Raw genomic sequence first — 13,350 nt, 5'->3', positions numbered from 1 at the left:
CGCTCCGGACCGGATCCTACCTCGCGCCCCGCCCGGGTCCGGGTACAGAAAGCGGCACGCTCGGGCGCGGTCGGCGCGGACCGGAGAACGGCCGCCCCCGGCGGTCGGCCGCCGTCTCCGTCCACCCTGGAGCCTCGCCGCTGCCGTGACACCCGGCGGCGCGGCGCGAGCACTCCAGCGGCTCCGACGGATGCCGCCGGGCCGCCGGGCGGCACGGGATGACGCCGGGACGCCGGGCGGCGCGGGATGCCTGGGGCGACGGGGCGGGCTCGGAACCGGACGAGTGCGCACGATCGCCCGGATCGACCCGAGCGCGGTGCTACCGGCCGCAACAGCCGTTCCGGCCGAGCGGGGACACCGGAAGCGGAATCCGCCCGACCCCGCCGAGCCGACGCAGCGGGGCCCGAGCCGTTCGGTAACCGCCAGACGTCCCAGCCGGCCCTTCCGGTGCCTCGGCACCCGTTCGGGGAAATGGTGAGAAAATCCGATGAAAGCTCACAAATTCGCTAATCTCGGTCATGGCTCGTCTCCCGACGGGCTGAGGCAAGAGGGAAGGATGACGAAAGTCATGTCCAAGAAGTTCCTCGGCAGGATGATCGCAGGAGCCGCGCTCGGCGGCGCTTCTCTACTCGTTTTCTCCCCCTCGGCCGCGCTCGCGGACGGCGGCTACCACCCCGAGGGGCACCAGCGGGACGGCTCGGGCCGGGCGTACGCGAAACCACACGCCGCGAAGCCCGGGGAGAAGGTGGACCTCATCGAGGTCTGCCCCGAGGCGCAACAGCACGCGTGGCTGTGGTCGAAGGTCACCGGAAAGGTGGACCTCGCCCCGAAGGACCACAAGGACGACTACAAGGCCGATCAGAAGGACGACCACAAGGGCGAGCAGAAGGACGACCACAAGGCCGACCGGAAGCCCGAGGAGTCCGGCGGCCACTCCAGCGGCGGCGAGGCGTACCAGGGCGGGGAGGACTACAAGAAGGAGCGCGAGTACCAGGAGTTCCTGAAGTACAAGGAGTACCAGGAATACCAGGAGTACCGCCGCTACAAGGAGAAGCACGGGTCGGCCCCGGCGGAGAACGGGGCGTACGGCGCCGAATCCGCCCCGTCGACCGCCGAGGAGGCGCCCGCGGCACCCGGCCCGTCGGCCGACGCGGTACCGGCACCCTCGCCCTCGACCAGCGGCCAGCCTCAGCAGCCCGGGGGCTACCAGCCGCCCGGCGGGCAACCGGCGGCACCGGGCGGTACCGGCGGAATGGCCCTGGATGACGGCGGGCACGGCTGGGAAGAGGACAGGAAGGCCGAGGAGAGCAAGCACGGCTGGGAGAAGGCCGAGCAGAGCAAGGGCGGCTGGGAAGAGAGCAAGAAGGCCGAGGAGAGCAAGAAGGCCGAGGAGAGCAAGGGCGGCTGGACGGAGAAGAAGGCCGGCCACGAGTACTGGACCAGCGTCACCATCCCGTGGGACGCCAAGCCGGGGTCGTACGAACTCAAGGGCTCCTGCGGCGAGGGTGAGCTGATCATCCTGCCGAAGGGCTGGGTCGACGGCGGTGACGGCGGGGCGACCTCCGGCAGCAGCGACAATCTCGCGGTCGCCGGGGTCGGGATGCTCGGGTTGGCCGGGCTCGGCGGGTTGGTGCTGATGCGGCAGCGCCGCACCGATGAGTCGGCCGTCTGACGCGACGGCGAGCGGTGCCGGCGGCCGTCACGGGAGACCGTGGCGGATCGCCGGCACCGTCCTCGTCGCACTGCTGGCCCTGGTCGGCGCCGGCCTGGTCGGGGCCGCACTCAACGCGCCGGACCCGGTCGCGCCGCCGCAGCCGAGCGCCGGTGCCGCATCGCACGACCCGGACCGGTCGGCTGCCGGTGACACCGGGAGCGATCTCGGGCCTGCCGCACCGGCACCCACCACGGCGCCGGAGGGCGGACCCGATGCGACACCGGCACCGGTGCCCGCCGCACGGGTACTGACCAGGTCGGAACCGATCAAGATCACGATCCCGAAGATCGGGGTGAACGCCACCATCATGCCCGTGGGGCTTACCCCGGAGGGCATGGTGCAGGTGCCGCCGTTGGCCAAGGCGGAGCTGGCCGGCTGGTACCGGCCGGGTCCGACCCCGGGTGAGCCGGGCAACTCCGTGATCGTCGGCCACGTCGACTCGAAGGAGATCGGGCCGGCGGTCTTCTTCCGGCTCGGCGCCCTGCTGCCCGGCGACAGCATCCAGGTGATCCGCGAGGACGGCAGCCTGGCCACCTTCGCGGTGGAGGGCGTGAAGTCGTACCCGAAGAGCGAGTTTCCCACCGAACTCGTCTACGGCCCGACGGAGGCGCCGGGGCTGCGCCTGGTGACCTGTGGCGGGGACTTCGACGAGCGGACCGGCTCCTATCCGGACAACGTCATCGCCTTCGCCCGGCTCGCCGGGTAGCCGGGTAGCCGGGCGCCCGGCCGGGCGGTACGGGGGACAGCGGTACGCCGCTGTCCCCCGTCGCCGTCTGCCCGGGCCGGCGGCGGGACCCGATCCGGACAGGGCCGATGTGAAGAGCTCTCTACCACTCACAGGCGATGTTTCCGAAGGAACACCCATAATCCCGACATCTCCTCACAAACTAGCTAGCGTCGGTTCTGGCTCGGCTCGCCGTCGAGCACAACCAACGGGGAAGGAGTGACTACGAGTCATGAGTAGGAAGTTGCTGGGGAAGGTGGTGGCGGTCGCCGGTCTCGGTGCCGCGTCCCTGCTGATCTGCGCGCCCGGAACCGCTCTGGCGGACGACGCCCCACACGAGCGGGAGAACAACGGCCACATCCACACCGTGCCGAAGGGGGTGAAGCCGGGACACAAGTTCAAGGTCATCCTGAAGTGCGAGCACCGGGTGGAGAAAGCCTGGGTGTCGTCGAAGGTCACCGGCAAGCTCTGGCTCAAGCCCGTCGAGGAGGACGGCGTTCGAGTACCGGAGCGGCAGCGCCCACCGGCGGACGGCGGTCAGCCGGACGACGACGGTCAGCCGCCGGTCCCGCCGAACGGCGAGCAGCCGCCGCTTCCGCCGAACGGTGGTCAGCCCCCGCTGCCGCCGGACGGTGGGCAGCCACCGCTGCCCGAGGAGGGCGGCCAGCCGGGGACGGGCGACGGGCAGCCCGACGGCGGTCAGGGCGGCCAGGCGGCCGCCTACGGCGACGAGGCCGTCTACTGGGCCTGGGCGAAGGTGCCGTACAAGACCAAGCCGGGGCACTACCGGGCCTGGGGCGCGTGCGAGGCGACGGGCAAGATCGTCGTACTGCCCCGGGGTTCCGTACCCGGTGGTGACGGCGGCGCCGCCAGCACGGACTCGGGTCGGGCGGCAGCCGGCGCGGGCATGCTGGGCGCGGCCGCGATCGGTGGCTTCCTGATGATCCGCCGGCGTCGTACCGATGGCTCACCCGCCTGAGGTGTCGACCAGGCGCGCCGGCGGCCGGCACGGGAAACCGTGGCGTGCCGCCGGCTCCGCCCTGGTCGTCCTGCTCGCACTCGGCGGCACCGCCCTGCTCACCGCCGGCCTGAACCCGCCCCCGGCGCAGCCGCCGCAGCCCGCCGAGATCGAGACCGGCGAGGCGCCGCCGCAGCCCGAGGAGACCCCGGAGGCCCAGTGGACCCCGCAGGCGGTAGCGCCGTCGCCCACGCCGGGCAGCCCGGCCGCCGGCAGCCCGGTCGTCGAGCCGTCCCGGCCGGCCGAATTGCCCCGCTCGGAACCGGTCCGGATCACCATCCCGAAGATCAAGGTGAACGCGAAGATCATGTCGGTCGGCGTGAACGACGACGGGACCGTGCAGGTGCCCCCGCTCAAGCAGGCCCAGCTCGCCGGCTGGTACCGGCTGGGGGCCAGCCCCGGCGAGTTCGGCAACGCGGTCGTGGTCGGGCACGTCGACTCGGCCGCGATGGGGCCGGCGGTCTTCTTCCGACTCGGGGCGCTCAAGCGCGGCGACCGGGTCGAGGTCACCCGGCAGGACGGCAGGGTCGTCCGGTTCGCGGTGGACTCGGTGAAGTCGTACCCGAAGACGTCCTTCCCGTCCGAGCTGGTCTACGGTTCGGCGGACACCGCCCGGCTCCAGGTGGTGACCTGCGGCGGCACCTTCGACCGCAAGAAGGGCAGTTACCGCAACAACGTGATCGTCTCCGCCACCCGGATCCCCTGACCGAACGCCCGGTCGCTGGCGACGGGGACCGGACGCCGGATCGGCGGCGTTCCGGACCGGCAGAACCCGGCCCGGTACGCCGCCGACGCGGCCCGTCCGCTCAGCCGGCCGCCGAGGTCCGGACCAGGGTACGGATCTGCCGCAGCAGTACGGAGAGCGCGGCCAGATCCGCCCGGGACTCGTCGAACTCCCCCATCGCTTTTCGGGTACGGCCGATCGAGATCGAGTTCGACCGCTCCCACTCCTGCACCCGCTCGTCCGGCGACAGGTCGGCGGGAGTCCCGCCGAGCACCTCGGCGGTGAGCGCGGCCAGCGCGGCGTAGAGGTCGTAGCGCAGCGCCATCCGGGCCAGCGTCTGCCAGCGGTCCTCCCGGGGCAGCAGCGAGATCTTCGACAGCAGCGAGTCGACCCGGAACCGGTCGGAGAGGACGAAGTAGACCGCCGCCACCTCGCCGACGTCCCGCCCGGTCGCCCTCGCCGTCTCCACCACGTCGAGCAGGCCGAAGCTGTACATCAGCCGGGTGGAGCGCTCGGCCAGCTCCCGGGGCAGCCCGCGCCGCACGCACATCTCGACGTGCGCCTCCAGCGCCTCGCGCTCGCTGCCGTAGAAGAGGTTGCCCAGCTCGGGCAGGAGCCGGGAGACCCCGTCGCGGAGCCGGGCCGTCTCGGCCGGCACGTCGATCGGGGACCGGCGGTTCGTCACCAGCCACCGGACCGCCCGGTCGAGCAGCCGCCGGGTGTCCAGGTAGACGGCGGTCTGCACCTCGGTCGGCACCCGGTTGTCCAGCGCCTCGATGTCGGCCCAGATCTCCCGCAGCCCGAAGACCTCGCGGACCACCACGTACGCCCGGATCACGTCGGCCGGGGTGGCGCCGGTCTCCTCCACCACCCGGTAGATGAAGGAGATGCCGCCCCGGTTCACCGCCTCGTTCACCAGCATGGTGGTGACGATGTCCCGGTGCAGCCGGTGCTCCGGCATCCGGTCGGCGTACCGCTCGCGCAGCGGAGTCGGGAAATAGCTGGAGAGCACCTCGAAGGTCCACTCCTCGTCCGGCAGCCCGTCGGCCAGGATCTCCCGCTCCAGCACGATCTTGACGTACGCGAGCAGCACCGCGAACTCCGGCGCGGTCAGCCCGATGTCGGTACGGGTGGCCAGCTCCTCGTCCGGCGGCAGCGCCTCCAGCTCCCGGTTGAGGTGTCCGGCCCGCTCGAAGTCGGAGATCATCCGCCGGTGTACCGGCAGCAGCGAGGCCGCCTGGGCCAGCGCGTTGCCGATCGCCCGGGCCTGGTCGTAGTTGTCCCGGAGCACGAGCTGGGTGACCTCGTCGGTCATCTCGGCCAGCAGCGCGTCCCGGTCCGGCACGCTCAGCTCGCCGTCGGCCACCGCCGCACCGAGCAGGATCTTGATGTTGACCTCGTGGTCCGAGGTGTCCACCCCGGCCGCGTTGTCGATGAAGTCGGTGAAGATCCGGCCGCCGCCGAGGGCGTACTCGATCCGGCCGACCTGGGTGAAGCCCAGGTTGCCGCCCTCGCCGACCACCCGGCAGCGAAGGTCCCGGCCGTCCACCCGGATCGCGTCGTTGGACTTGTCCCCGACCTGCGCGTTCGACTCCGACGACGCCTTGACGTAGGTGCCGATCCCGCCGTTCCAGAACAGGTCGACCGGGGCGGAGAGGATCGCCTTCATCAGCTCCTGCGGCGACATCGACTCGGCGCCGGCGCCGAGGTCGAGCACCGCGCGGACCTGTGGGCTGATCGGGATCGACTTCGCGGTACGCGGATAGATCCCGCCACCGGAACTGATCAGCTCGGCGTTGTAGTCCGCCCAGGAGGAACGCGGCTGGTCGAAGAGCCGGCGACGCTCCACATAGGAGACGGCCGGGTCCGGATCCGGGTCCAGGAAGATGTGCCGGTGATCGAAGGCGGCCACCAGCTTGATGTGCTCGGAGAGCAGCATCCCGTTGCCGAAGACGTCACCGGACATGTCCCCGACGCCGACCACCGTGAAGTCCTGGGTCTGGGTGTCGATCCCCATGTCCCGGAAGTGCCGCTTCACCGACTCCCAGGCGCCCCGGGCAGTGATCCCCATCTTCTTGTGGTCGTAGCCGGCCGAGCCGCCGGAGGCGAACGCGTCGGCCAGCCAGAAGCCGTTGCGCACCGAGATCTCGTTGGCGATGTCGGAGAAGCTGGCGGTGCCCTTGTCCGCCGCCACCACCAGGTACGGGTCGTCGGCGTCGTGCCGGACCACGTCGGACGGCGGCACGATCTGCCCGCCGACCAGGTTGTCCGTCACGTCCAGCAGGGCCGAGATGAAGCCCTTGTAGCACTCCACCGCCTCGTCCCGGTCGCCCGGCTTCTGCTTGAGCACGAAGCCGCCCTTGGCGCCCACCGGCACGATCACGGCGTTCTTCACCATCTGCGCCTTGACCAGGCCCAGCACCTCGGTCCGGAAGTCCTCCCGCCGGTCCGACCAGCGAATGCCGCCCCGGGCCACCGGCCCGAACCGCAGGTGTACGCCCTCGAAGCGCGGCGAGTAGACGAAGATCTCGTACTTCGGCCGGGGCTCCGGCAGGTCCGGCACCATCTGCGGGTCGAGCTTGAACGCCACGTAGGGCTTGGGGCGCCCGTCGGTACGCCGCTGGTAGAAGCTGGTCCGCTGGGTCGCCTGGATCAGCGTCAGGTACGACCGCAGGATCCGGTCCTGGTCCAGACTGCTCACGTCGTCGAGCTGCTGGTTGATCGAGGTGACCAGTTCCTTGCTCCGCAGGTTGCGCTCCTCGGCGCCCAGCCCGAGTGTCGGCGAGAACCGCACCTCGAAGAGTTCCACCAGCGAGGCGGCGACCTGCGGGTACGCGATGAAGGTGGACTCCATGTAGTCCTGCGAGAAGACCGTGCCGGCCTGCCGCAGGTACTTCGCGTACGCCCGGAGCACCACCACCTGCCGCCAGGTGAGTCCGCCGCGCAGCACCAGCTCGTTGAAGCCGTCGACCTCGGCCTCGCCCCGCCAGGTGGCGGAGAAGGCGTTCTCCACGTGCGGGCGTACCTCGGCCAGGTCCCGGGCGCCGTCGGGCAGTTCGAGACCGAAGTCGTAGAGGTAGATCCGGCCGTCGATCCGGTCCACCTCGTACGGGTGCTCGTCGACCACCCGTACGCCGAGGGAGTGCAGCACCGGCAGCACCGCGGAGAGCACCATCGGCTCGCCGTACCGGTAGACCTTGAACCGGACGTCCTCGACCGCGGTGGCCGGGGCCGGGCCGCCCGGCCGGACCGGCTGCTGCTTGCGGAACATGTGCATTTCGAGCTGGCCCGGCTCCTCCAGCAGCTCCAGCTTGGCGAGGTCCTTCATCGCCTCGTACGGGGTGTGCCCGTCCTTGTAGCCCTCCGGGAACGCGTCGGCGTACCGGGTGAAGAGCCGCTTCGCCTGCTCGTCGCCGAGCTTGCGTTCCAGCACCAGCCGGTAGTCGTCGTCCCAGAGCCGGGTCGCGTCGGCGAGTTCCTCGGCGAGCAGGTCCGCGTCCACCTCGCCGGGCGGGCTGGCCGGGTCGGTCCGGACGATGAAGTGCACCCGGGCCAGCATCGACTCGGTGACCCGGGTGGTGTAGTCGACCCCGATCCCGTTCAGCTCGCGGAGCAGGATCTCCTGCATGCGCAGCCGGTTCTGCGTGGTGAACCGGTCCCGGGGCAGGTAGATCAGGCAGGAGATGAACCGGCCGTACCCGTCGCGGCGCAGGAAGACCCGGAGCTGGCGGCGGCCCGCCATCCGCAGCACCCCGACGACGGCGTGGTAGAGGTCGTCGGTCTTGATCTGGAACAGCTCGTCCCGGGGATAGGTCTCCAGGATCTGCAACAGGTCCTTGCCGGAGTGGCTGCGCGGGCTGAGCCCGGACCGGTCCAGCACCTCGGCGACCTTGCGCCGGACCACCGGCAGCTCGCGGACGCTGGTCCGGTACGCCGCCGTGGCGAGCAGGCCGAGGAAGCGGCGCTCCCCCACCACCTCGCCGTCGGCGTTGAAGACCTTGAAGCCGATGTAGTCCAGATAGGCCGATCGGTGCACGGTGGCCCGCGAGTTCGCCTTGGTGATGATGAGCAGCCGCTTCTCGGTCACCTTCTGGTGCGCCTCGGGGGTCATCGAGGAGAGCGCCCGGGGGGTGGTGGAGTCCTGGCGCAGGATGCCCAGCCCGGTGCCGAGGATCGCCTCCAACGCCGGCCCCTGCTCGGTCTGGATCAGCCGGTACTCCCGGTAGCCGAGGAAGGTGAAGTGCTCGTGCGCCAGCCAGCGGAGCAGCTCCACCGAGTCGGTGATGTCCTTTTCTGGTACGGGTGGGCGGTTCTCCGAGGTGCGTGCGGCGGCCAGCTCGTCGGCGAGGGAGAGGGCGCGCTGCCGCATTTTCGGCCAGTCCTCCACCGCCTCGCGTACGTCGGTGAGCACCCGCTGCAACTCGGCGCGCAATCGGTCCCGGTCCGCGGCGCCGCGTACCGGGTCGATCTCGATCCGCATCCAGCTCTCGACGATGTCGCCGTCGATCGCGTCGTCCGGTTCGACGTCGGCGGCGACCTCGGTCAGCCGGCCGAGTGGTTCGCGGCGGACCACCACGAGCGGGTGGACCAGCATGTGCACGTCGAGGTGGTGGCCGGTCAGCAGCGCCGTGACCGAATCCACCAAAAAGGGCATATCGTCCGTAACTATCTCAATTACGGTGTGCTGCTGCTCCTCGTCCGGCTCGTGGATCCGCAGCTTGAGCTCGCCCGGCACCCGCTGCTGGGCGAGATCCCGGTGCGCCTTCGCGGCGGCGAGCATCTCCGCCGGGGTGAAACCGATCAGCTCCTCGTCCGGGGCGAACCGCCAGAACCGGTCGACCAGCGTCGCCGCGTCGTGGTCGTCACCGGCCAGCGCCACCGCCTGGGCCACCAGCCGTTCGGCGTTCGGGACCGGCTCGTCCAGATCCGCGTCCTCGACGTCGTCGGCGAGGGCCTCCGGAGGCAGTCCCAGGTCATAGAGGGTGTCGATGCTGGCCCCCGGCACGCCGGTCGCGCCGGAGGCGAGTCGAGAGCCCGCCCCGTCGTCGTCGATCGCCGCGTCGTAACTGTCGTCTCGGCCGGCATCCGCCGGCCGGAGAACGGGTTCCGGTTTGATCGCCGGACGCCGGTCCATCGTGCCACTCCCCTCGACCCACCACGCCGTGGGTCACTCTCCGCCCAGACTAGGCCCTACCGATAAGCCCCTCTGCCGGTGGACCGGCGGCCGGATGTCGGTTCTGAGATCTGTCCCTTCATCCGTTGCGGACGCCCGACACGCCCGCCCCGGAGTACCCACGCACGCTCGGCCATCACCCGATCCGCCTCGCCGGACCCGTGACCGGACCGCCCACCGGGCAGCCATATATGCCCTGACCTGCGGCGGAGCGCGTCGAGACGGGCCGTCGGCGGCCGTGCTGCACGCCTCCCCGACCGCACCGGGGCAGCCCCGATTCGGCATCGCGTACTACCGTCGGTCTGCCGCCGGAGCAACGTCCGGCGGTGCCTTGAGCTGGAAGGTAACCGCGGCATGCGCTTTCCGAATCCCTCCCAACGCCCCCACTTCCGGCAAACCGCCCGTCGAGGGACGGCCACCGTTCTTGCCGGCGTGTTGCTCGCCGCCGGGGGCCTGGCCGGCTGCTCGGACTCGGACGGCCCCGACCGCGCGGTCGACGCGTTCCTGGCCGGTTGGCGCGGCGGCGACCTCAACAAGGTCGGATTCCGCAACCCGGCGGGCGAGCGGGTACCCGCCGGCGAGGTGGCCGAGGAGATCAAACAGCTCTCCGGCGAGCTGGCCAAGACGCCACCCGAGCTCCGTCGGGAGGGGGACCCGAAGATCACGGAGGACACCGCGACCGCGACGGTACGGGTGGACTGGACACTGCCCGGCGACACGCACTGGACGTACCCGTCGGAGATCCACCTCAAGCGTGGCGAGGACGACGAGTGGCAGGTGATCTGGGAACCGAAGGTCGTCGAGCCGCGCCTCACCAGCGGAGACGAGCTGGCGGTGCGCCGGCTCCCCGCCAGGCGGGCGGCGGTGGCCGACGGGGCCGGCAAGCCCATCGTCGCGCCCCGGCCGGTGGTGCTGGTCGGGGTACAGCCCAACGAGGTCACCGACCTACCCGGCCTGGTACGCCAGCTCGACGCCGCGTTCAAGGCGATCCGCCCGCCGATCACCCCGCCGGTCGACCTGACCGACCTGCCGACCCGGATCCGGGAGGCGGAACCGGAACACTTCGTCGACGTGGTGACCCTGCGCCGGGAGGCGTACCTCCAGATCAAACCGCGCATCCACGAACTCCCGGGCACGAAGTTCCGCGAGGAGGAGCGGGAGCTCGCGCCGACCCGGGACTTCGCCCGGGCCCTGCTCGGCTCGGTCGACCCGGTGCAGGCCGACGACATGGCCGCCAACCCGGGCCTCTTCGAAGAGGGTGACCTGGTCGGACACGGCGGCCTCCAGGGCCGCTACGACAAGCAGTTGCGCGGCGGTACCGGGCTGAGCGTGATCATCACCAGCAAGCGCCCGGACGGTACGGTCACGCCGACCGGTACCGAGGTGTTCCGGCGCGAGCCGCAGGCCGGGGTACCCCTGAAGACCACCCTCGACGTGGCCACCCAGAACGCCGCCGACGACGCGGTACGCGGGTCCCGGCAGCGGGCCGCCCTGGTCGCGGTACGGATCAGCGACGGCGCGGTACTCGCCGCGGCGAACGGCGGCAGCGCCGAGAACCTCGCCTTCACCGCCCAGGTCCCGCCCGGCTCGACCTTCAAGATGGTCAGCGCGCTCGGCCTGCTCGACGCCGGGGCGGTCACCCTGGACGCGCCGGTCGCCTGCCCGAAGACGTTCACCGTCGACGGGCGCTCGTTCAAGAACTCGGACAACTTCGCCCTCGGCACGGTGCCGTTCCGGACCGACTTCGCGAAGTCCTGCAACACCGCGTTCGCCGCGCTGGCGCCGAAGCTGGGGCCGGACGGGTTGGCCAACGCCGGCCGGAGCCTCGGTCTGGAGGCCGAGTGGAAGCTCGGGATCGACGCGTTCACCGGGAAGGTGTCGGCCGGCGGTTCGGCGGCCGAGCGGGCGGCCGCGTCGTTCGGTCAGGGCACCACGGTGGTCAGTCCGTTGGTCATGGCGGCGGCGACCGCCGGGGTCGCCCGGGGCCAGTGGCAGCAGCCGAAGCTGGTGCTGGAGCCGGCGCCCGGCGAGCCCGCCCCGCCCGGCCCGCAACTGAAGACCGGCTCGGTCGAGCCGCTGCGCACGATGATGCGCGAGGTGGTCACCAAGGGGACCGGCAGCGCCCTGGCCGACGTGCCGGGCGACCCGGTGTACGGCAAGACCGGCACCGCCGAGTACGACGACAACCCGGCGCACACCCACGCCTGGTTCGTGGGCTGGCAGGGGGACGTCGCGTTCGCGGTCTTCGTCGAGAAGGGCGGATCGAGTACCGCCACCGCCGTGCCGATCGCCGAGAAGTTCCTCCGCGGCCTCCGCTGAGTGCGGGTACCGGCCCGGAAACGCGCCGGCCGGGGCGGTCGACGGGGTATCCCCCGGACCGCCCCGGCCGCTGCGCGTCCGCTCAGCGGGCGAGCGCCTGGCCCTGCTTGTCGGTGAACTTGCCGACCGCGATCATGATGAGGTCGATCAGGGTCCAGATGCCGAACCCGCCGAACGTCAGGATCATCAGGATGCCGGTGCCGACCTTGCCGACGTAGAACCGGTGCACGCCGATGGTGCCGAGGAAGAGGCAGAGCAGCAGGGCGGCGATCCAGGACTTCTGCCCGACGGCCGGACCGGCGGCGGTTGTGGACATGGATTATTCCTTTCAGGACATTCTCAGGAAGAGCACAGCGCTCGCGCACCTTACCGGAATCCGTCCGGAGCCGCTGTCCCGGTCCGCCGTCCTGATCAGCCGAAAGTCATCGGCGCGGCAGGCTGGCCACGAACATCGCGATCAGTTGCTCGTACGTCTCGTCCAGGTCCTCCGGCAACCCGAAGCCGCCACTGGCCTCCAGCGAGGAGAAGCCGTGCGCGATGGCCCGGCCGCACCGTACGGCGTGGATCGCCGCCGAGTCGGTGAGCCCGTACCCGCGCAGCGTGGCGAGGAAGACCTGCAACATCCGGGTACCCGCCTCGACCATGGCCGGCTCGTGCAGCGGATCGGGCGGCAGCGCCGCGTACCGGGCCGGGTGCTCGCGGACGTAGGCGCGGTAGGCGCGCAACAGCATCGCCACCGCCTCGTCGCCGCTGCGGCCGAGTACGGCGGCCACGGCCCGGTCGGTCAGCTCGGTCATCAGCCGGATGCCCACCAGGGTGCGCAGCTCGGCAAGGCCGGCGACGTGCTTGTAGAGCGAGGGCGGGGCGACCCCGGTGCGTGCGGCGACGGCCGCCAGGGTCAGCGCGTCGACGCCCTGCTCGTCGATCACCTCGATCGCCGCGCTGACCACCGCCGCCGTGGAGAGCCCGGCCCTAGGCACCGCACCGCCCGTGTGGTGCTCGTCGGCGGCTCGACAGTTCGCTAGTCACAATAGCCAAAAAGCTAGTGACGCTAGCTCCCGCTGTCAAATCGAGCCGAATTCCAGGCTACGCAGGGTGTTCGCCAGCCGCGGGAGTACACCTCTCGTCGAGCCTGTCGAGCTGCCCCGTCGGTGCGTCCGCGCTCGGGCGAGACCCGATGTCGTCCGCCACCCGATGTCGTCCGCCGCCCGATGTCGTCCGGCCGATCTCGTCCGGCCGCCCGAGGTCGTCCGCCACCCGAGGTCGTCCGCCCGATCTCGTCCGGCCGCCCGAGGTCTTCGGCGACCCGATACGGCCGGTGCCCCGTCCGTGCACCCAGCTCGACAGTCTTCCGCCGGAATGGTGTCGAGCCGGCCGGGCCGGCGTAGCAGTTCCGGTCTCCCGGTCGGGTTGTCGACCAGGCGGGCGGGTTCGCCGAGCACCGGTCGAGAGCGTGCGCCGAGGTTCAGGCGATCTCCGCCGACCCCGGCTCGGGGTCCGGCGTCGGCGCCGCCGCCGACACCCCGGGCTCCCCGTCGACGGCGCGGGTGGGCTGGGCGGCACCGTCGGTCGGATCCTCGGCCGGCGGCGGGTTGCGACGGAGCCGCCCCGGACCGGCCGAGGCGGGCGGGCCGACCGGCTCCGACCAGCGGGCGGCCAGCTCGGGTACCCCGACCCG

At 71.5% G+C, this 13,350-nt stretch carries 8 protein-coding genes; 5 read left to right on the top strand and 3 right to left on the bottom strand.

Annotation, left to right across the window (positions count from 1 at the left end; genetic code table 11):
- Positions 1 to 568 precede the first annotated feature (568 nt).
- The 4 genes from C6361_RS21065 to C6361_RS21050 all read left to right on the top strand — a co-directional run bounded on the left by C6361_RS21065 (position 569) and on the right by C6361_RS21050 (position 4,162).
- Positions 569 to 1,672 (top strand): hypothetical protein, encoded by a 1,104-nt coding sequence (locus C6361_RS21065; RefSeq protein WP_107268748.1) that lies wholly within the window; start codon positions 569 to 571, stop codon positions 1,670 to 1,672.
- Positions 1,656 to 2,420, top strand: coding sequence for a class F sortase (locus C6361_RS21060; RefSeq protein WP_107268747.1), 765 nt, complete (start codon positions 1,656 to 1,658; stop codon positions 2,418 to 2,420). Before C6361_RS21065 ends, C6361_RS21060 begins: the two co-directional genes overlap by 17 nt.
- 250 nt (positions 2,421 to 2,670) lie before the next feature.
- Positions 2,671 to 3,417: a hypothetical protein gene (locus tag C6361_RS21055; RefSeq protein ID WP_159079403.1), complete on the top strand. Its 747-nt coding sequence runs from the start codon at positions 2,671 to 2,673 to the stop codon at positions 3,415 to 3,417.
- A gap of 1 nt (position 3,418) precedes the next feature.
- Positions 3,419 to 4,162: a class F sortase gene (locus C6361_RS21050; RefSeq protein ID WP_107268745.1), complete on the top strand. Its 744-nt coding sequence runs from the start codon at positions 3,419 to 3,421 to the stop codon at positions 4,160 to 4,162.
- Between the two features lie 100 nt (positions 4,163 to 4,262).
- Here the strand turns inward: C6361_RS21050 and C6361_RS21045 are convergent, their stop codons facing one another.
- The gene (locus C6361_RS21045; protein WP_107268744.1) at positions 4,263 to 9,314 is read right to left on the bottom strand and encodes an NAD-glutamate dehydrogenase; all 5,052 of its coding nucleotides are present in this window, start codon (positions 9,312 to 9,314) and stop codon (positions 4,263 to 4,265) included.
- A 393-nt stretch (positions 9,315 to 9,707) separates the two neighbouring features.
- Between C6361_RS21045 and C6361_RS21040 the strand changes: the two genes are divergently transcribed.
- Positions 9,708 to 11,672, top strand: coding sequence for a penicillin-binding transpeptidase domain-containing protein (locus tag C6361_RS21040; RefSeq protein ID WP_107268743.1), 1,965 nt, complete (start codon positions 9,708 to 9,710; stop codon positions 11,670 to 11,672).
- Between the two features lie 82 nt (positions 11,673 to 11,754).
- Here the strand turns inward: C6361_RS21040 and C6361_RS21035 are convergent, their stop codons facing one another.
- Entirely contained in the window at positions 11,755 to 11,988 is a 234-nt protein-coding gene (locus C6361_RS21035; protein ID WP_107260331.1) for a TM2 domain-containing protein, read from the bottom strand.
- A 106-nt stretch (positions 11,989 to 12,094) separates the two neighbouring features.
- Positions 12,095 to 12,652, bottom strand: coding sequence for a TetR/AcrR family transcriptional regulator (locus C6361_RS21030; RefSeq protein WP_199853032.1), 558 nt, complete (start codon positions 12,650 to 12,652; stop codon positions 12,095 to 12,097).
- Positions 12,653 to 13,350 lie beyond the last annotated feature (698 nt).

Origin of the sequence: Plantactinospora sp. BC1, from assembly GCF_003030345.1 — a bacterium.
GTDB lineage: Bacteria > Actinomycetota > Actinomycetes > Mycobacteriales > Micromonosporaceae > Plantactinospora.
Note: the sequence above shows the minus strand (reverse complement) of the source record. Positions and strands in the feature narration are given on the sequence as shown.

Coding starts and splice junctions, on each gene's coding strand:
- C6361_RS21065 (WP_107268748.1), top strand. CDS start 569: ATGTCCAAGAAGTTCCTCGGCAGGATGATCGCAGGAGCCGCGCTCGGC.
- C6361_RS21060 (WP_107268747.1), top strand. CDS start 1,656: ATGAGTCGGCCGTCTGACGCGACGGCGAGCGGTGCCGGCGGCCGTCAC.
- C6361_RS21055 (WP_159079403.1), top strand. CDS start 2,671: ATGAGTAGGAAGTTGCTGGGGAAGGTGGTGGCGGTCGCCGGTCTCGGT.
- C6361_RS21045 (WP_107268744.1), bottom strand. CDS start 9,314: ATGGACCGGCGTCCGGCGATCAAACCGGAACCCGTTCTCCGGCCGGCG.
- C6361_RS21040 (WP_107268743.1), top strand. CDS start 9,708: ATGCGCTTTCCGAATCCCTCCCAACGCCCCCACTTCCGGCAAACCGCC.
- C6361_RS21035 (WP_107260331.1), bottom strand. CDS start 11,988: ATGTCCACAACCGCCGCCGGTCCGGCCGTCGGGCAGAAGTCCTGGATC.